The sequence below is a fragment of the Kitasatospora sp. NPDC033851 genome (assembly GCF_055576085.1).
On record NZ_JBVIRL010000011.1, the window covers coordinates 104,364 to 122,185 of the forward strand.

Sequence of the window (17,822 nt, forward strand, 5' to 3'; positions counted from 1 at the left end):
GGGCAGGTCAGCGAGGGTGTGGGAGGTTTCCGGTGGCGGCGGTCAACGGCGAGGTGTCGTTCTGGTACGCGGCGGGCGGGGTGCCGCAGGCGGGGCCCGGGCTGCCGGGGGACAGGGACGTCGACGTGTGTGTCGTCGGGGGCGGGTACACCGGCCTGTGGACGGCGTACTACCTGAAGAAGGCCGACCCCTCGCTGCGGATCGCCCTGCTGGAACGGCGGTTCTGCGGCTACGGCGCCTCCGGGCGCAACGGTGGCTGGCTGTACAACGGCTTCGCGGGCCGTTCCGCCTTCGCCAAGCGGTACGGGCAGCAGCGTGCGGCGGCGATGCAGCGGGCGATGGACGATGCCGTCGGGGAGGTCGTCGATGTGGCGACGGCCGAGGGGATCGACGCGGATGTCGTGCGCGGCGGAGTCCTCGAAGTCGCCAGGAGCAAGCCGCAGTTGGAGCGCCTGCGGGCCTTCGTCGAGGCCGAGCGCGCGTACGGTGAGGGCCGCTTCGAGCTGCTGAGTGCCAGGGAGGCCACAGACCGCGTCACTGTCGCCGGCACCCTCGGCGGCTCGTGGACCCCGTACGGCGCCCGCATCCAGCCCGCGAAGCTCGTGCGCGGCCTGGCCCGGGTCGTCCGGGACCTCGGGGTGGAGGTGTACGAGGGCACGGCGGTCACTGCGATCCTGCCCGGCACCGCCTACCGGAAGCCGCGTGCCGTCACCCCGTTCGGCACCGTCACCGCCGATCGTGTGCTGCGCGCCACCGAGGGGTTCACCGCCGGGCTGCGCGGGGAGCGGCGCACATGGCTGCCGATGAACTCGGCGATGGTCGCCACCGAGCCGCTGCCTGCCGAGTTCTGGGCGGACGCGGGCTGGCAGGGCCGGGAGGTGCTGGGGGACTTCGCCCACGCGTACATGTACGCGCAGCGCACCGCCGACGACCGGATCGCGCTCGGCGGGCGCGGCGTGCCGTACCGGTTCGGCTCGCGGACGGATTCGGACGGCAGCACCCAGGTGGAGACGGTGGTCCAACTGCGCGCGATCCTGGACCGGTTCTTCCCGGTTGCCGCGCAGGCCCGGATCGATCACGCCTGGGCGGGTGTGCTCGGCGTCCCCCGGGATTGGTGCGCCACCGTGGAGCTGGACCGGGTGAGCGGGCTCGGCTGGGCGGGCGGGTACGTCGGCAGCGGGGTGACCACGACCAATCTGGCCGGGCGGACCCTGTGCGACCTGGTGCTGCGGCGTGACACCGAGCTGACCCGGCTGCCCTGGGTGGGCCACACGGTGCGGCGTTGGGAGCCGGAGCCGCTGCGCTGGCTGGGGGTGCACGCGATGTATGCCGCGTACCACGCCGCCGACCGGCAGGAGGCGTCCGGCCGGGCGACCACCTCGCCGATCGCCCGGGTCGCGGACCTGGTCTCCGGGCGGTAGCGGCGCGGGGGTCCGGACGCTACCGGCGCTGGGCCCCGGACGGTAGCGGCGCTGGGGTCCGGGCGCTGACGGCGCTGGGCCCCGGACGGTCCACGGTCGTTCGGACGCGCCGTCCAGCGGAATCGGCCCGTCCGCCGACGGTTTCATGCCCGTCCACCTGGCGGATCGGGCGGCAGAGCGGGATGTGAGGAGCGTCGTCGCCCCTCCGAGGCGAGGGGGTGGGGAGGCTATTAGCAGATCCGTGACGCCAGGTAGTTGATCTTGGGCGTCGCGTCGGCGATACCACTCGAATTGCGGACAGCGTTCGGCTGACAGGGCATATTGTGTACCCCGGCAAACTACTCCGATGGAAGTCAGTTTCCCGTCGCGGTCCGAAAACCATCTGCCGACCCCCGTCGACTGGGATAGCGTCGAAGGCGTCGGGGGGTCGACACCGATCCGGTGTATTCGAACGCTAGCTACCGGGCCGTAGAGGCCGATTGAGTCCTGGAGAAAAACGTGCGAAATTTCCCTTCGGAAAACCAGCCGGAGACACTCGACGATCTGCAGCTCGCGGTGGACTCGCTGGCCGCGTTTCCGTCCCGGAATGTGGCGGGCGGGTCGGTCGTGACCGAGCGGCTCGCGGCGGTAGCCGAGTTGTGCCGCTCGGTCGACGCGGTGCTCGACAGCCTGGTCGTCCAGGCTGCCGCGGAGGCCGCCGAGGAGGGGTGGACCGCGGCCCGGATGGCGGTCGAACACTCCGGGTACTATGCCAGGTTGCAGCGCGCGCTGCTCCCCGCCGGGGCCGGTGCCGGGCCGGCGCAGCAGTGAGCGCGGTGCACCTGGGCGCGCACGTGCTGGCCTGCCCCACCCGGTGGAGCGACGTCGACGAGAACGGGCACATCAACAACGCCCGGCTGGTCGGCTACATCCAGGAGGGGATTTACGACCTGTTCTGCCACCACGCGACCGCCGTCCGGGAATCGCTGTTCCCGTCCGGCTTCATTATCGCGCGGCACGAGATCGATTATCTGGAGCAGTTGCACCACCGCCCCGAGCCATTGTCGGTGCGGCTCACCGTGGAACGGCTCGGACGGAGTTCCGCGCATGTCGAGGTGAATGTCTGCCGGGACCCGCTCACCTTTATGCGGGCGCGGACCGTGGTGGTCGCGCGGGACCGCGAAACCGGCCGCTCGCGCACCCTGAACCCGGACGAGCGACGCTTTCTCTCGGCGTTTATGCCGGACACGGCGCGTGCCGAGGCCGCCCTGGCCACCCCGACGGCGACGGCGCCGGCGCAGCGGGTGTCGCCCGGGGCCGCCGCCGGCGCGGTCTCCTCCTCGCGCCGGCCGCGCAGGCGCTGCCGCGCCTCGGCGGGCTGAGAGCGGCCCCGGGCGCGGCGCGATCCCCGGGGCCGACGCCCCGGGCCGGCGGCGTGATCGACAACGGCGTCGATCCGCCAGACCGGATTTCCGGCGCCCGGCCGGTTGCCTGGTCGAGCCTGCGGGCAGTGGGCCGGTTCCCGAGGGCAAGGGGCCGGTTCCCGAGGGCAGCGGGCCGAGTTACGCTGAGCAGCACGGGCACCGGTACGTCCCACGGCGGTCACCAGCTGCGACCTCCCTCCCCGGCCCGGGGCGCAGAGCGCCGTCGGTCCTGCCGGATCCCGCCGACCGGAAGGAGGACGCGATGACCATCTCCTGGGAGGACTTCCTCGCCCGCGTCGTGGAGCGCGGCGAGTACCGGGGTGAGGCCGAGGCGGACCACGCCGCCCGGGTGGTGCTCGCCCTGCTCGGCGAGCACCTGGTGGGGTCCGAGCGGCTCGAACTCGCCGACGCGCTGCCCGTGACGTACGCCTCCCTGCTGCGCGACGCCAAGCCCGCGGCCGAGCCGCTGACCGCCGAGCGCTTCGTCCAGGGCGTGGTCGGGTGGATCGACGGGGCGACCACCACGACGGCGCAGTGGGACATCGGGGCGGTGCTGAGCACGCTGGCCGACCTGGTTCCGGGGGAGCTGATCGACCAGGTGATCGAGCAGCTCCCGGAGGGCTACGACCTGCTGTTCGGGCATCCCACACCGGCGTGAGCGGTCCGGCCGGCCCGCAACCTACCGCTGTCGGCCGCTACCGGCCGCAACCTGCCGCAGCCGACCGCTACCGGCCGCTATCCCGTGGTAGCCCGGAACAGCTCCGCGCCCGGGCCGGTCAGCCCGACCGGTCCGGCGCCCGGGCGCAGGTAGGCGGACGCCCCAGCAGGAAGGGCGAGTTCGGCTCCGTCGGGAGCGTGCAGCCGGGCATGCCCCGAGACGCAGAGCAGGATCTGCGGGGTGGGCAGTTCGATGCGGGTCGCGGTGGTGCCGGGGCGCAGCCGGGAGAGCATGAACTCCTCGGCGGGCGAAGGGAATTCCTCCTCGATGCCGCCATCGGCGGGGCGCGGTGCGAGGATGTCGGGCACCCCGGTGCGGAAGGACGTGACCGCCAGCAGTCCGTCGACGTCCACGTGCTTGGGGGTGAGCCCGCAGCGCAGCACGTTGTCCGAGTTGGCCATCAACTCGACTCCCAGGCCCCGGAGATAGGCGTGCGGCACCCCGGCGTCCAGGTAGAGCGCCTGCCCGCAGGCGAGCCGGACGTGGTTGAGCAGCAGCGCGGCGATCAGGCCGGGGTCGCCGGGGTACTGCCCGGCGACCCGGGCGTAGCCGGCGCAGGCCTCCGCGTACGGTCCCCCGGAGGCCGCGACCCGCTCCAAGGCCCTCGCGGTGAGCGAGAGTTGGGCGGCCGAGGGGCGGGCGGACGCCAGCGCGCTCCGCAGCAGCTCCGGCAGCACCTCGGAGGAAGGCCGTGCGCGTAGCGCCGCAGCCCACGGTGCCAGCAGCGGCACGTCGAGCGCGTCCAGCAGTCCGGCCGTGTCGGCAGCTGGACGGAAGCCGCAGAGCGCCTCGAACTCTCCGAGCGCGCAGAGCAGTTCGGGCTTGTGTCCACGGTCCTTGAACACCCGCTCCGGCGCGTCCGGCGGGACACCCCGGGCCTCCTCGGCCGCGTACCCGGCCTCGGCCTGCGCACGGTTCGGGTGGACCTGCAGGGAGAGCGCCCGGTCGGCGGCCAGCACCTTGAACAGGAACGGCAGCTCCGGGCCGAACCGCCGTATGGTGTCCGGCCCGAGCATGCCGTCCGGGTGCGCGCGGATCAGTTCGTCCAGCGGCTGCGGGCCGTCCGGTCCCAGGACGGACGACGGTGCCGACGGGTGCGCGCCCAGCCACAGTTCGGCCTGCGGGGTGCCGTCGGGCTCGGTGCCGGTGAGCGCGGGGATGGCGGTGGGCGAGTCCCAGGCGTACCGGCGGACCGGGTTGTGAAGCAGGGCGAAGGGAGGCCGCGTGAACGGAGGCAGTGTGGAGGGCGGCATGCGGGGGGCTCCGGGACGGTTCAGCGGCAGAGCGCGGCCGCGCCGATCAGCCCGGCGTCGGTGCCGAGTTCGGCGCGGCGCACGTCGAGGCCGCGGATGTAGGAGAGGGCCGCGTAGCGGTCCAGGTGGCGGGCGAGCGGGGCGAACAGCACGTCCCCGGCGGTGGCCACGCCGCCGCCGACGACGACGCGGTCGAGGTCGACCAGGGCGGCCGTGGCGGCGATGCCGGCGGCCAGGGCCTGGGCGGAGCGGTCGAAGGAGGCGAGCGCGACCGGGTCGCCCGCGGTGGCGGAGGCGGCGACGGCGCGGGCCGTCCGGTCGTCGCCCGGCGGCCGCCAGCCTTCGGCGAGCGCTCGGCGGGCGATCGCGGTGCCGCTGGCGAGGCCCTCCAGGCAGCCGCGCGAGCCGCACGGGCAGGGATCTCCGTCCAGGTCGACGGTGATGTGGCCGAGGTGCCCGGCGTTGCCGCTGGGGCCGGGCCGCACCACGCCGTCGAGCACCAGCCCGGCGCCGACGCCGGTCGACACCACCAGGCAGAGCGCGTTGGCGGCGCCCCGGGCCGCGCCCTGCCAGTGCTCGGCGGCGGCCATCGCGACGCCGTCGCCGGCGAGGCGCACGGGCAGTGCGCGCGCTGCCACCGCCGGGTGCGCGGCGACCTCGGCGACCAGCGGGAAACCGCGCCAGCCGGGGATGTTGACCGGGCTGACGGTGCCGGCGGCGAGGTCGACCGGACCGGCGCTGCCGATCCCGACGGCGGTCACGGCGGCCCAGTCGGCCGTCCCGGCGAGCTGGTCCAGCACCTTGTGCACGACGGCGAGCACGGCCGTGCCCGGTTCCGTCGCCGGGGTGGGCAGCTGGAGCCGGTGCCGCAGCCGTCCGTCGCCGTCGACCAGTGCTCCGGCGATCTTGGTGCCGCCGATGTCGACGGCGGCGAACAGCGGGGTGAGCGGCACGGTGGACTCCAGGAGGGTCGGGAGGGGCGGCGCCCCGGCCGGTGGGAGCCGGGGCGCCGCACAGCGTAGATCAGCCGCACAGCCCGGAGCAGCCGGACGGCGCAGAGCAGCCGCACAGCCCGGAGCAGCCGGACGGCGCAGAGCAGCCGCACTGCGCAGCGCAGCGCAGGGGCTAGCCGGCCGCCCGGAGCCGCAGGGTGACCAGCTCGAACGGGCGCAGCGCGAGCCGCACCGCGCCGTCCTCGACCGCCACCTCGCCGCGGGTGCCGTCCCAGGGCCGCTCCAGCAGGTCGCAGGGGACGGCGTCGGCCAACGGGAGGGAGGTGGTCAGCCGGCCCCGGGCGCGGCCGCCGCCCGCCTCGTAGACCCGGACGATCAGGTCCCCGCTGCGGTCGTCGGCGAGCTTGACCGCGCTCACCACGAGCGCGTCGTTGTCCAGCTCCACCAGCGGTGCGACCCGCTCGGCGCTGCCGGTGACCCGCCGCTCGGGCAGGCCGATCCGGTACCCCTCGCGGACGGCGTCGCCGATCGCCGCGCCCGGGACCAGGGCGTGCCGGAAGCGGTGCAGGCCCTGGTCGGTCTTCGGGTCGGGGAAGCGCGGGGCGCGCAGCAGCGAGAAGCGGACCGTGGTGGTGGTGCCGCCGTCGCCGGAGCGCACCGTGCGGGTGACGTCGTGGCCGTAGGTCGAGGCGGTGACCAGGGCGACGCCCCAGCCGGGCTCGTCGAGGTGGACGAAGCGGTGGTTGCAGGCCTCGAACTTGGCGGCGTCCCAACTGGTGTTGGTGTGGGTGGGCCGGTAGAGGTGGCCGAACTGGGTCTCGGCGGCGTAGCGCTCGGTGTGGATGTCCAGCGGGAACGCGGCCTTGAGGAACTTCTCGGTCTCGTGCCAGTCGACCAGGGTCTCGATGTCGAGGCGCTGCTCGCCCGCGCGCAGGGTCAGATCCTGGACGGCGGTGGACGAGCCGAAGGAACGCACGACCCGGACGGAGACCCGCTCGGCCGTCTCCGAGAGGACGGTGAGCGAGTCCACGCCGGTCAGGTCGGTGACGGTGTTGCGGTAGAACTGGTCGACGTCCCAGGCGTCCCACATGTTGGGGAAGTCGGGGTGCAACTGGAGCAGGTTGGCGCGGGTGCCGGGGGCGACGGACTCCCGACCGCTCGCCACCTCGACCACCGAGGCCACCAGGCCGTCCGCGTCCACCACGACGTCCAGCAGGCCGTTGCGCAGGAGGTAGCCGCCCTCGGGCCGCTCGACCACCGTGCAGCCGTCCACCGGCGGAGCCACCACGCCGGCCCCGCCCGCCGCGACGGTGGAGCGCGCGTGCGGCGCCGCGTTGAACACCAGCTCGCGTCCACCCGAGGGATCCCCGGCGAGGGCCCGCTGGGCCCGTCCGATCAGCTCCCCCAGCTCCCCGGCCAGCGTCGCGTACGTGGCCTCGGCCTCGCGGTGCACCCAGGCGATGGACGAGCCGGGCAGGATGTCGTGGAACTGGTGCAGCAGCACGGTCTTCCAGATCCGGTCCAGCTGCTCGTACGGGTACGCCGCTCCGGTGCGCAACGTGGCGGTGGTGCACCAGAGTTCGGCCTCGCGCAGCAGGTTCTCGCTGCGCCGGTTGCCCTGCTTGGTCTTGGCCTGGCTGGTCAGGGTGGCCCGGTGCAGCTCCAGGTAGAGCTCGCCGACCCAGACCGGCGGGTTCGGGTACTCGGCCTCGGCCTTGGCGAAGAACTCGGCGGGCTTCTCCCAGCGGACGGTGGCCGAGCCCTCCAGGTTCTTCATCCGGGCCGCCTTGGCGACCATCTCGCGGGTCGTGCCGCCGCCGCCGTCGCCCCAGCCGGTCGGTGCGAGCGAGTGCCTGGCCACCCCCTTGTCCTTGAAGTTCCTTGCCGCGTGGGCGATTTCGCTGCCCTTCATGGAGCAGTTGTAGGTGTCCACGGGCGGGAAGTGGGTGAAGATCCGGGTCCCGTCGATGCCCTCCCACAGGAAGGTGTGGTGCGGGAACTTGTTGACCTGGCTCCACGAGATCTTCTGCGTCAGCAGCCACTTGGAGCCGGCGTTGCGGATGATCTGCGGCAGGCCGCCGGTGAAGCCGAAGGTGTCCGGCAGCCAGGCCTCGTGGTTCTCCACCCCGAACTCGTCCAGGAAGAACCGCTTGCCGTGCACGAACTGCCGGGCCATCGCCTCCGAACCGGGCATGTTGGTGTCCGACTCCACCCACATGCCGCCGGCCGGGACGAACCGGCCCTCGGCCACCGCCTTCCGGACCCGCGCGTACACCTCGGGTCGGTGCTCCTTGATCCAGGCGAACTGCTGCGCCTGCGACATGGTGTAGAGGAAGTCCGGCTCGTCCTCCAACAGCGCGGTCATGTTGGCGGTGGTGCGGGCCACCTTGCGGACGGTCTCGCGCAGCGGCCACAGCCAGGCCGAGTCGATGTGCGCGTGGCCGATCGCGCTGATCCGGTGCGCGGACGGCGCGGCGGGCGCGGCCAGCACCCCTTCGAGCTGTGAACGGGCGGCCGCCGCCGTGCCGTTGACGTCCTGCAGGTCGACGGCGTCCAGGGCCCGGTCGATGGCGCGCAGCAGGTCCCAGCGGCGGGCGCTCTCCACCGGCAGCTCCGCCATCAGTTCGCCGAGCACCTCCAGGTCCAGCACCAGCTGCCAGACCGTCTCGTCGAAGACGGCGAGGTCCATCCGGGCCAGCTTGTACTGCGGCCGGTCGCCCGCCGTCTCCTGGTCGCCCAACTCCGTGGGCAGAAAGGGGTGGTAGTCCAGGATGACCGGGTTGGAAGCGGCCTCGACGTGCAGCAGCACCGGCTCGCCGCCGGCCGCCGGGGCGGCGATCCGCACCCACTGGTTCTGCGGGTTGAGGCCCTTCACCGGGGTGCCGTCGGGGCGGTAGACCAGGCCCTCGCACTGGAAGCCGGGCATGTTGGCGTCGAAGCCGAGGTCGATCAGCGCCTCGACGGTCCGGCCCGCCCAGGCCTCGGGCACCGTACCGGTCACGGTGATCCAGCTGGTGCCCCAGGGCGCGCCCCAGGCGTCGCCGACCGCGATCGGCGTGCGCGGCGCGGCCAGGCCCTCGGCGACCGGGACGGGCTCACCTGGCGCCGTCCAGATGCCGACCTCCAGCGGGATGGACTCGGGGTACACGGCCGGGCGGATGCGCTCGTCCAGGACGCGCTTGAGGCGGGACTCGACCAGGGTGCGGTCATCGTGCATGTCAGCGGGCTCCGTTGCGTGGCTGAGGGGTGCGTGGCAGTGATGCGTGGCTGCGTGATGCGTGACTGAGGGCTGCGTGACTGCGTGGTGTGTGGCTGAGGGTCGGACGGGAACGGGCTAGAGGGAAGATACGTCGTCGGGGTGGACCACCTCGGTGATACCGCGCGCGGCCAGGTGCTCGCGGTCCCCGGCGCGTTCGGCGAGGACGGCGGTCGGGCGGGCGCCCGCCTCGGCGAGGCGCATGAACGCCTCGTACACCGGGCCGCCGGGGCCGCAGGCCGAGCGTTTCGGGGAGGTGACCTCGTCGCCGGTGGTGACCACCACGGCGGTGCTGCGCGGCTTCGGGGGCTGCCAGGAGCGGCGGGCCTCGGCGGCGGCCTCGGCGAGCCGGGCGCCGGCCGGTTTGACCGTCCGGTCGGTGGTCAACAGGCCTAGGCTGTACTCGAGTTCGGGGAAGTCGGCGAGCGAGCGGTTCACGTCGTGCGAGCACCACCAGGTGACGCCCCACAGGTCCGGGCAGTCCAGGACGGCCTCGACGGTGGCGCCGGTGAAGCGCGCCGCGTCCTCGGGGCCGATGTGCGGGGCGGGCGCGCCGACCTCCTGCAGCCAGACCGGGCGGGCCGGGTCGTCCGCCCAGGCCTTGGACAGTTCGACCAGGTACGCGGCGTGCTGGGCGGTGGCGGTGGAGTGGGCGCCGTAGCGCTGGGCGGTGCCGTTGAACACCCAGGAGTGCACGGCGGTGGCGGCGCCGATCCGGGCCGAGTGCCAGGGCGTGAACGGGTGGTCGTCCAGGTACCAGGCGGCGTCGTACGAGGCGTGCAGGTGCAGCCGGCCGGGGGCGCCGGTCTCGCAGGCGTCGAGCATCCGGCGCAGCCAGGCCTCGGCCTCGGCGGGGGTGGCCCGGTCCGGGTCGGGGTGCGGGTCGCCGGAGAACTGGTTGATCTCGTTGCCGAGCGTCATCCCGAGGAAGTTGGGCCGTTCGCGCAGCGCCTCGGCGAGGGTGCGCAGGTAGGCGGCCTGGCCGTCGCCGACCTCGGGGTCGGTGAAGAGGTTGCGCCGGTGCCAGGTCCGGGTCCAGGCCGGCAGGAAGTCGAAGCTGGACAGGTGGCCCTGCAGGCCGTCCACCGCGACGTCCAGCCCGCGTTCGCCGGCCGCGTCCACCAGGGCGGTCAGCTGGTCGACGGCGCGCGGGCGGATCAGGGTGCGGTTGGGCTGGAACAGCGGCCACAGCGGGAAGACCCGGACGTGGTCCAGGCCGAGGGCGGCGATGGAGTCGAAGTCGGCGCGCACGGCGTCGAGGTCGAAGTCGAGCCAGTGGTGGAACCAGCCGACACTGGGGGTGTAGTTGACGCCGAAGCGGGGGGCGGTGGTCATCGGAGAGCTTCCTCGACTGGGTTCGGGGCGTACGGACGGTGGCGCTAGCCCTTGACGGCTCCCTCCTCGACGCCCTTGAAGAAGAAGCGCTGGCAGACGCCGAACACCACGACGATCGGCAGGAAGGCGATCATGGTGCCGGCCGCGATCAGCCGGGGGTTGGCGGAGAAGGTGCCGTTGAGGTACTGCAGCCCGACGGTGAGGGTGTACTTCTGCGGGTCGTTGAGCACGATCAGCGGCCAGAGGAAGTCGTCCCAGGCGCCGATGAAGGTGAAGATCACGATCACGCTGATCATGCCGCGCACGTTCGGCAGGCCGATGTGCCACAGCCGCTGCCAGACGTTGGCGCCGTCCACCAGCGCGGCCTGGTCCAGCTCGAGCGGGACGGCCGCGAAGGCGGTGCGCATCAGCAGCACGTTGAGCATCGCGATCGAGCCCGGCAGCGCGACGCCCGCCAGGGTGTCGGCCAGGCCGAGGCCGCGCACCAGCACGTACTGGGAGACGATGGTGACCTCGCCCGGCAGGACGAGCGTGGCGAGGAAGAGGCCGAGGACGAGCTTGGCGCCGCGGAAGCGCAGCCGGGCGAACGCGTAGCCGGCCAGGGTGCAGCCGACCACGTTGCCGGTGATGCAGACCGCGGCGACGATCACCGAGTTGAGCGCGTAGGTCCACACCGGGATGGTGTCGGCGACCTTGCCGTAGTTGCCGAGGGTGGGCTGCTCGGGCAGGAAGGTCGGGGTGCGGGTGAAGACGTCCTCGGCGGGGCCCTTGAGGGAGGTGGACAGCTGCCACAGGAACGGGCCGATGACCAGGAGCAGGACGAGCACCAGGAGCAGGTAGCGGGCGACGGTCCGGGCGGGGGAGGGGGTGTCGAAGCCCCGGGAGCCCTTGGCGGCCTTCATCGGGCGGGTGGTCACGGGTTCAGGCCGCCTTCCGGTTCAGGCGCATCAGGAACAGCATCGGGGCGAGGGTGACGACGAACAGCAGCAGGCTGAGCGCCGAGGCGTAGCCGAGGTGGCCGTTGAAGCCGCGGCTGTACATCTGGATCAGCATCACCACCGACATGTCCCGTCCGCCGGGGCCGCCCTGGCCGTTGGAGAGCACGTACAGCTCGGAGAAGACGCGCAGCGAGCTCACCGAGATCAGCGCGGAGATCAGGACCATGGTCGGCCGCACCCCGGGCAGGGTGACGTGCCAGAACCGGCTGACCGGCCCGGCGCCGTCCACGGCCGCCGCCTCGTGCAGCTCGCGCGGGACGTTGGCGAGGGCGGACAGGTAGATGACCATGTAGTAGCCGAGGCCCTTCCAGACGGTCAGGGCGATCGCGCTGAACAGCAGCAGCCAGCGGTCGGTCAGGAAGTCGACCGGGGAGTCGGCCAGTCCGGTCTGCTGGAGCACGCCGTTGACCAGCCCGCGATCGTTCAGCACCCAGCCCCAGATCAGCGCCACCACGACGGCGGAGGCGATCACCGGGGTGTAGAAGGCGGTCCGGAAGAAGGTGATGCCGGGGATCCTGCGCTGGACGAGCAGCGCGAGCAGCAGCGGCAGGATGGTCAGCAGGGGCAGGCAGACCAGCATGAAGACGATGCTGTTGAGCAGGGCGTCGGCGAGCTGCTCGTCGTCCAGCAGGCGGCCGTAGTTCTCCAGGCCGGTGAACTGCCCGCCGCCCAGCGGCTTGGCGTTGGTGAAGGACAGGATCACCGTGTTGACGGCCGGCCAGAGGTTGAAGACGGCCAGCCAGACTATCGCGGGCCCGGCGAGCAGCCAGGGGGTGAACCAACGCCGGTGGGTCATGCGGTTTGCCTTCCTGGAGCCTGGGCCTGCGGGCGGTGCGGGTCATTCCCGGGAGCGGCGGGTTGGGGGGGCGGGAGGGTACCCGGAACCCGCCGCTCGGCCGGTACGGTCGGGGCTGTTGGTCGGGGCTGTTGGTGGGTGACGCTGGTCGGGGCTGTGGTCGGTGACGTTGCGCGGGGCTGCTGGTCGGGGTCAGCCCTTGAGCAGCTTGTTGCACTGCTCGACGGCGGTGTCCAGCGCCTGCTTGGAGCTCGCGTCGCCGCTGATCGCGAGCGCGATCTGCTGGTTGACGATGGTGCTCATCGCGTCGTCGACCTGGACGGGCTGGATCAGCTTGGCCTTGGCGAGCGAGTTGAACGCGATCACCTTGGCGTCGCCCGCGTTGGTGCCGTCGCTCTTGCTGAAGAAGGGGTCGTCCGACGAGGCCTTGGTGGACGGGAAGATGCTGGTCAGGTGGGCGAAGGCGGCCTGGTTCTCGGCGCTGGTGACCCAGCGGGCGAGGGCGACCGCGGCGGCCGGGTTCTTGGTGCTCTTCGGGATGGACACGCCCTGGACGTACAGCGGAGGGGTGGCCAGTGCGGCGGACGGGACGACCTTCGGGGCGAGCGTCGGGTTGTCGGTGGCGAGGCTGGTGATGTAGTTGGCGCCGGCGGTGGTCCAGGCGGCGGTGCCGGCGTTGAACAGCTTGGTGTTGCCGGCGTAGGTGTTGGTCAGCACGTCCTTGGGGAGCAGGCCCTCCTTGAAGGCGTCGCGGTACCTGTCGAGCAGCGCGGCGGCCTCGGGGGTGTTGAAGGTGAAAGTCCTGCCGTCGTCGGACATGAGTTTCACGCCGGCGTTGTAGAGGTCGCCGAGGCCCGGCTTGCGGCTCATCAGGTAGGTCTGGCCGCCGGACTTCTCCTTCATCACCCGGGCCTGGGCGATCAGTTCGTCCAGACTGGTCGGGGGCTTCTTCGGGTCCAGGCCGTTCTTCGTGAGGAGTTCCGAACTCCAGTAGTTCACATCGGTGTTGAGGTACCAGGGGTAGCCGAAGGTGCCCGGGTGGCCGGCGAAGCGGTAGGCATCGACGCCGCCGGCGACGTACTCGTCGGCGAGCTTCGGGTCGGCCTTGGCGACGTCCAGCAGGAGGTCCTTCCGCGCGAGCGGGAGGGCGAAGTCGGGCGGCAGGTTCACCACGTCGGGCAGGGTGCCGGCGGCGGCCTGGCTGAGCACCTTGTCGGAGTAACCCTCGCCGGGCTGGTCGAGCCAGTCGACCTCGACGCCGGGGTACTTCTTCTTGAAACCGTCGATCACGCCCTGCATGTAGTCGGTGAACTTCGGCTTGAGCGCCCAGGTCTGCAGCGAGACCTTGCCCTTGACCTCGCCGGTGGCGGCCGCACTCGCCACGCTGTCGCTGTCCTTGGTGTCACCGGAGCCGAGTCCGCAGCCGGTGAGTGCGGCCGCGGTGAGGGCCGTAGTCGTCAGTGCCGCCCAGATTCTTCGCATGAGGGTCTCCCGGTCCTGGGGGTGGGTGGGGGATCGTGCTGAGCTCGGGGTGCTTCCCGGGGATGTTCCGGGGGTTCTCCGTCAACGGGGGTTTCTGTCAACGGGAGTTCCGTCGACAGGGGGTTGTGGCGAATCCCGGAACCTGACTCACTAACCAACTAAACCGGTCTAGCTATGCCAGGGACTATGCTCCCGCCTAAACTTGGCTGTCAAGAGAGGAGTCGGGTCCTGTGGGCAGACCGACGATCGCCGACATCGCCCGCCAGGCCGGTGTCTCCAAGGGCGCGGTGTCCTTCGCGCTCAACGGCCGCCCGGGCGTGAGCGAGGCGACCCGGGCCCGGATCCTGCGGGTCGCGGAGGAGATGAACTGGCGCCCGCACAGCGCCGCACGCGCCCTCGGCGGTGCCCGGGCCGACGCCGTCGGCCTGGTGATCGCCCGCCCCGCCCGCACCATCGGTGTCGAGCCGTTCTTCAGTCAGCTGCTCTCCGGCCTCCAGGCCGTGCTCTCGGCCAGCTCCGTCGCGCTGCACCTGATGGTCGTCGAGGACACCGCCGCCGAGATCGAGGTCTACCGCCGCTGGGCCTCCGAGCACCGCGTCGACGGCTTCATCGTGGTCGACCTGCAGGTCAAGGACCCGCGACTGCCGGTACTGGACGAGCTCGGGCTGCCCGCCGTCGTCCTCGGCGGGCCCGGCAAGGGCGGCAACCAGCTGCGGATCTGGGCCGACGACCGGGAGGCGATGCTCTCGATCGTCGACTACCTGGCCGCCATCGGGCACCGCCGGATCGCCCACCTCGCCGGGCTGCCGCACTTCCAGCACACCCAGCGGCGGATCCGTGCGCTGCGCGACGCCTCGCGCCGGCTCGGCCTGGAGGAAGCCGTGTCGGTGCCCACCGACTTCAGCGACGCCGAGGGCGCCGCCACCACCCGCACGCTGCTCTCCCGGGCCAGGCGTCCCACCGCGATCGTCTACGACAGCGACGTGATGGCCGTCGCCGGGCTCGGCGTGGCGGGCGAGATGGGTGTCGCGGTGCCCGGCGAGCTGTCCATTGTCTCCTTCGACGACTCGGTGCTCGCCCGGATCGTCCACCCGCCGCTGACCGCGCTCAGCCGGGACACCTTCGCGCTCGGCGAGCAGGTCGCCCGCAGCCTGCTGGCCGCCCTCGACGAGGCCGGGCCCGGGCGGGACCTGCAGATGCCGACGCCACGGCTGACCGTACGGGAGTCCACCTCGCCGCCCGGTCGTGCCGGCGAGTCCGCGGCGGGTTCCCTCGTCGAGTCCGCGGCCGGTTCGTCCGGCGAGTCCGAGGCCGCTTCCCTCGTCGAGTCCGAGGCCGGTTCCGTCGGCGATTCGCTCCCCGGAGTGGTTGCTGCGCGAGTCGTTGACAGCGGTTCTGAACCGGTTTAGCCTCGCAGCGCCGAGCGGCTCCCGCCCGGCGCGCTCCGCCGCACGCTGCCGCACTTCGTCCGGCTCCCGCTGCGCCCGTACGTCGAGCAACCGCCGCAGCGGCGACGACCCCCACCCGTTCCGGCGCCACGCGTTCCGCCGCCACCAGCTCCGGCGCCACCTGCTCCGGCTCTACCCGTTCCGGCGCCACCCGTTCCAGCACTGGCACGCCCGCATGCACCCGGCCCCCGTACGCGACGGCGGGCCCGCCCCCACCTCCTCCGCTCGATCGGAGCCACCGCATGTCACGACGCCTCCCCCTGCTGCTCAGCGCCGCCCTCGCGACGGCCGCGCTGACCGCCACCCCCTCGGCCTGGGCCGAGCCGAGACCGGTCGCGGCACCCGTCGGCACGGCCGGTTCGGCACCCGCCGGAACGCCAGGCTCGGCACCCGCCGCCACCGCCGGCCCGGGCAGCCAGCCCTTTGCCTCGTACTGGTACCCCAGCACCATCCTGAACTGGGACCCGGCCACCGACCCGGACGCCCGCTTCAACCGCTCCCGCGTCCCGCTGCAACCGCGCACCAGTGACCCGGCGCTCAAGGCGAACCCCAACGCCCGTACCGGCGAAGGGAAGATCGCCTCCCTGGTCTCCTTCGGCCCCACCTCCAACAACCCCTCCCAGGGCTCCGCCGACCCCAACTACTACGCCTTCGGCTACTGGCAGTACGTCGACAAGCTGGTGTTCTGGGGCGGCTCGGCCGGCGAGGGCCTGATCCTCGCCCCCAACCCGACCGTCATCGACGCCGCCCACCGCAACGGCGTCAAGGTCTACGGCACCGTCTTCTTCCCGCCCGGCGCGTACGGCGGCCAGATCCAGTGGGTGCGCGACTTCGTCCAGAAGTCCGGCAGCCGCTACCCCGTCGCCGACAAGCTCGCCCAGGCCGCGCAGTACTACGGCTTCGACGGCTGGTTCATCAACCAGGAGACCGGCGGCGGCGATTCGGCTCTCGCCGGCGAGCTGCAGAACCTGATGCAGTACACCAAGGCGCAGAGCGGCACCGAGTTCATGTGGTACGACGCGATGACCACCTCCGGTGCGGTCGACTGGCAGAACGCCCTGACCTCTGCCAACTCCCCGTTCCTGCAGGATGGTTCGAAGCGCACCTCGGACTCGATGTTCCTGAACTTCGACTGGTCCGCGAGCGGCCTGAACTCCTCCCGGACGCTGGCCCGGCAGCTCGGCCGCAGCGAGTACGACCTCTACTCCGGCATCGACACCGAGGCCAACGGCTACAACACGAGCGTGGACTGGAACACCCTCTTCCCGTCCGGCACACCGCACACCACCTCGCTCGGCCTCTACCGCCCGGAGTGGACCTGGAAGTCCGCCACCGACCGCGCCGACTTCTACGACAAGGACGCCCGCTACTGGGTCGGCGCCAACAACGACCCGTCCCGAACGGACCTTTCGTCGAGCTGGCCCGGCCTGGCCGGCTACGTCGCCGAATCCTCGCCGATCACCGCCAAGCCCTTCGTCACCAACTTCGACACCGGGCAGGGCGACTTCTACAACGCGGGCGGCACCCGGGTCGCCACCGGCGGCTGGAACAACCTCTCGCTCCAGGACGTCCCGCCCACCTACCGCTGGATGGTCGACTCCACCGGCAGCAGGCTGACCCCGTCCGTCGACTTCACCGACGCCTACCAGGGCGGCTCCTCGCTGCGGCTGACCGGCACCCTGGACGCCGCCAACACCGTCCGGCTGTACCAGGCCAAGCTGCCGGTCGCGGCGACCACCAAGCTGGACCTGGTGGTGAAGACCCCGGCCGCCGGGCCCACCAAGCTCAAGGCCGCCGTCACCTTCACCGACGCACCGAACAGCTTCACCACGATCGACGTCGGCGCGGACTCCGGGACCGGGTGGGAGCGCCACACCCTCGACCTCTCCCCGTACGCGGGCCGCACCATCGCCCAGATCGCGCTCCGGGTCGAGGGATCCGACCCCGCGTACGACCTTCGGGTCGGCCAAGTCGCCGTCTACGACGGCACGGTGGAGACCCCGGCGGCGCCGAGCGGCCTCACCGTCCTCGGCGCGAGCGACGTGACGCCGGGCTCCAGCCAGTCGCTGCGGCTGTCCTGGGCGGCGGCGCCCGGCAGCAACGTCCACCACTACGAGGTGTACCGGCGCAACGCGGACGGCACCCGGACCTTCCTCGGCGCCACGCCCAACGACGCGTACTTCGTCGGGCGCCTCGACCGGGCCGGCGGCGAAGCCGCCACCACACTGGACGTCGAGGCCGTGTCCACTACGTACGGGCGCTCGAACGCCGCGTCGGCGACGGTGAGTTGGACCAGCACGCCGCCGACCTCCACCAACCTGGCACGGAACCGCCCGGCCACCGCCTCCGGCCAGTGCAACGCCAACGAGACGCCGGCCAAGGCCGTCAACGGCAGTGTCAGCGGCGGCAACAGCGACAAGTGGTGCACTCTGAGCTCCGCCAAGTGGCTGGAGGTGGACCTCGGTTCGGCGAAGCACCTGTCCAAGTTCGTCGTCAAGCACGCGTCGGCGGGCGGCGAGAGCAGCTCGTACAACACCCGCGACTTCACCATCCAGGTCCGGTCCGGCACCAGCGATCCCTGGACGACGGTCGCCGCCGTCACGGGCAACACGGCCGGCACCACCACCCACCCGGTGACCACCACCGCCCGCTACGTCCGCCTGGTGGTCACCAAGCCCACCCAGACCACCGACCAGGCCGCCCGCATCTACGAGTTCGAGGCCTGGGGCGCGTAGTCCCGCGCCGCTCGCACCTGAGGA

13 protein-coding genes are annotated in these 17,822 nt (G+C 72.3%); 6 read left to right on the forward strand and 7 right to left on the reverse strand.

The genetic code is table 11. The annotated features are described in order from the left end of the window. Positions 1-32: 32 nt before the first annotated feature. The 4 genes from ACZ51D_RS22045 (at position 33) to ACZ51D_RS22060 (ending at position 3,482) form a co-directional block, all read left to right on the forward strand. Positions 33-1,421 carry an NAD(P)/FAD-dependent oxidoreductase gene (locus ACZ51D_RS22045; protein ID WP_465663335.1) on the forward strand — a complete coding sequence of 463 codons (1,389 nt, stop codon included), beginning with the start codon at positions 33-35 and terminating at the stop codon, positions 1,419-1,421. Positions 1,422-1,919: 498 nt separating this feature from the next. Continuing rightward, positions 1,920-2,231, forward strand: a complete 312-nt coding sequence (locus tag ACZ51D_RS22050; protein WP_360509167.1) for a hypothetical protein — start codon at positions 1,920-1,922, stop codon at positions 2,229-2,231. Then, positions 2,228-2,782 (forward strand): acyl-CoA thioesterase, encoded by a 555-nt coding sequence (locus tag ACZ51D_RS22055; protein WP_465621235.1) that lies wholly within the window; start codon positions 2,228-2,230, stop codon positions 2,780-2,782. Before ACZ51D_RS22050 ends, ACZ51D_RS22055 begins: the two co-directional genes overlap by 4 nt. Positions 2,783-3,086: 304 nt before the next feature. Further along, positions 3,087-3,482 carry a DUF2267 domain-containing protein gene (locus ACZ51D_RS22060; RefSeq protein WP_360509170.1) on the forward strand — a complete coding sequence of 132 codons (396 nt, stop codon included), beginning with the start codon at positions 3,087-3,089 and terminating at the stop codon, positions 3,480-3,482. Positions 3,483-3,559: 77 nt separating this feature from the next. Here the strand turns inward: ACZ51D_RS22060 and manA are convergent, their stop codons facing one another. The 7 genes from manA to ACZ51D_RS22095 all read right to left on the reverse strand — a co-directional run bounded on the left by manA (position 3,560) and on the right by ACZ51D_RS22095 (position 13,615). Continuing rightward, entirely contained in the window at positions 3,560-4,795 is a 1,236-nt protein-coding gene (gene manA, locus ACZ51D_RS22065) for a mannose-6-phosphate isomerase, class I (RefSeq protein WP_465663336.1), read from the reverse strand. A 20-nt stretch (positions 4,796-4,815) separates the two neighbouring features. After that, positions 4,816-5,748, reverse strand: coding sequence for an ROK family protein (locus ACZ51D_RS22070; RefSeq protein ID WP_465663337.1), 933 nt, complete (start codon positions 5,746-5,748; stop codon positions 4,816-4,818). 172 nt (positions 5,749-5,920) lie between these two features. Continuing rightward, positions 5,921-8,965 (reverse strand): alpha-mannosidase, encoded by a 3,045-nt coding sequence (locus tag ACZ51D_RS22075; RefSeq protein WP_465663338.1) that lies wholly within the window; start codon positions 8,963-8,965, stop codon positions 5,921-5,923. Positions 8,966-9,082: 117 nt separating this feature from the next. Continuing rightward, positions 9,083-10,339: a glycoside hydrolase 5 family protein gene (locus ACZ51D_RS22080; protein ID WP_465663339.1), complete on the reverse strand. Its 1,257-nt coding sequence runs from the start codon at positions 10,337-10,339 to the stop codon at positions 9,083-9,085. Positions 10,340-10,383: 44 nt separating this feature from the next. After that, the gene (locus ACZ51D_RS22085; protein ID WP_465621407.1) at positions 10,384-11,241 is read right to left on the reverse strand and encodes a carbohydrate ABC transporter permease; all 858 of its coding nucleotides are present in this window, start codon (positions 11,239-11,241) and stop codon (positions 10,384-10,386) included. A gap of 19 nt (positions 11,242-11,260) precedes the next feature. Next, entirely contained in the window at positions 11,261-12,133 is an 873-nt protein-coding gene (locus tag ACZ51D_RS22090; RefSeq protein WP_465621247.1) for a carbohydrate ABC transporter permease, read from the reverse strand. A 192-nt stretch (positions 12,134-12,325) separates the two neighbouring features. Next, on the reverse strand, positions 12,326-13,615 hold the full coding sequence (locus tag ACZ51D_RS22095) for an ABC transporter substrate-binding protein (RefSeq protein ID WP_465621249.1): 1,290 nt from the start codon (positions 13,613-13,615) through the stop codon (positions 12,326-12,328). Between the two features lie 230 nt (positions 13,616-13,845). Between ACZ51D_RS22095 and ACZ51D_RS22100 the strand changes: the two genes are divergently transcribed. Further along, positions 13,846-15,024 (forward strand): LacI family DNA-binding transcriptional regulator, encoded by a 1,179-nt coding sequence (locus ACZ51D_RS22100; RefSeq protein ID WP_465663340.1) that lies wholly within the window; start codon positions 13,846-13,848, stop codon positions 15,022-15,024. A gap of 281 nt (positions 15,025-15,305) precedes the next feature. Continuing rightward, on the forward strand, positions 15,306-17,798 hold the full coding sequence (locus ACZ51D_RS22105; RefSeq protein WP_465663341.1) for an endo-beta-N-acetylglucosaminidase: 2,493 nt from the start codon (positions 15,306-15,308) through the stop codon (positions 17,796-17,798). Positions 17,799-17,822: the final 24 nt, after the last annotated feature.

What these genes read in the sequence shown, in the direction of transcription:
- manA (WP_465663336.1), bottom strand. Translation starts at nt 4,795, where the DNA reads ATGCCGCCCTCCACACTGCCTCCGTTCACGCGGCCTCCCTTCGCCCTG.
- ACZ51D_RS22105 (WP_465663341.1), top strand. Translation starts at nt 15,306, where the DNA reads ATGTCACGACGCCTCCCCCTGCTGCTCAGCGCCGCCCTCGCGACGGCC.
- ACZ51D_RS22080 (WP_465663339.1), bottom strand. Translation starts at nt 10,339, where the DNA reads ATGACCACCGCCCCCCGCTTCGGCGTCAACTACACCCCCAGTGTCGGC.
- ACZ51D_RS22060 (WP_360509170.1), top strand. Translation starts at nt 3,087, where the DNA reads ATGACCATCTCCTGGGAGGACTTCCTCGCCCGCGTCGTGGAGCGCGGC.
- ACZ51D_RS22090 (WP_465621247.1), bottom strand. Translation starts at nt 12,133, where the DNA reads ATGACCCACCGGCGTTGGTTCACCCCCTGGCTGCTCGCCGGGCCCGCG.
- ACZ51D_RS22095 (WP_465621249.1), bottom strand. Translation starts at nt 13,615, where the DNA reads ATGCGAAGAATCTGGGCGGCACTGACGACTACGGCCCTCACCGCGGCC.
- ACZ51D_RS22075 (WP_465663338.1), bottom strand. Translation starts at nt 8,965, where the DNA reads ATGCACGATGACCGCACCCTGGTCGAGTCCCGCCTCAAGCGCGTCCTG.
- ACZ51D_RS22085 (WP_465621407.1), bottom strand. Translation starts at nt 11,241, where the DNA reads ATGAAGGCCGCCAAGGGCTCCCGGGGCTTCGACACCCCCTCCCCCGCC.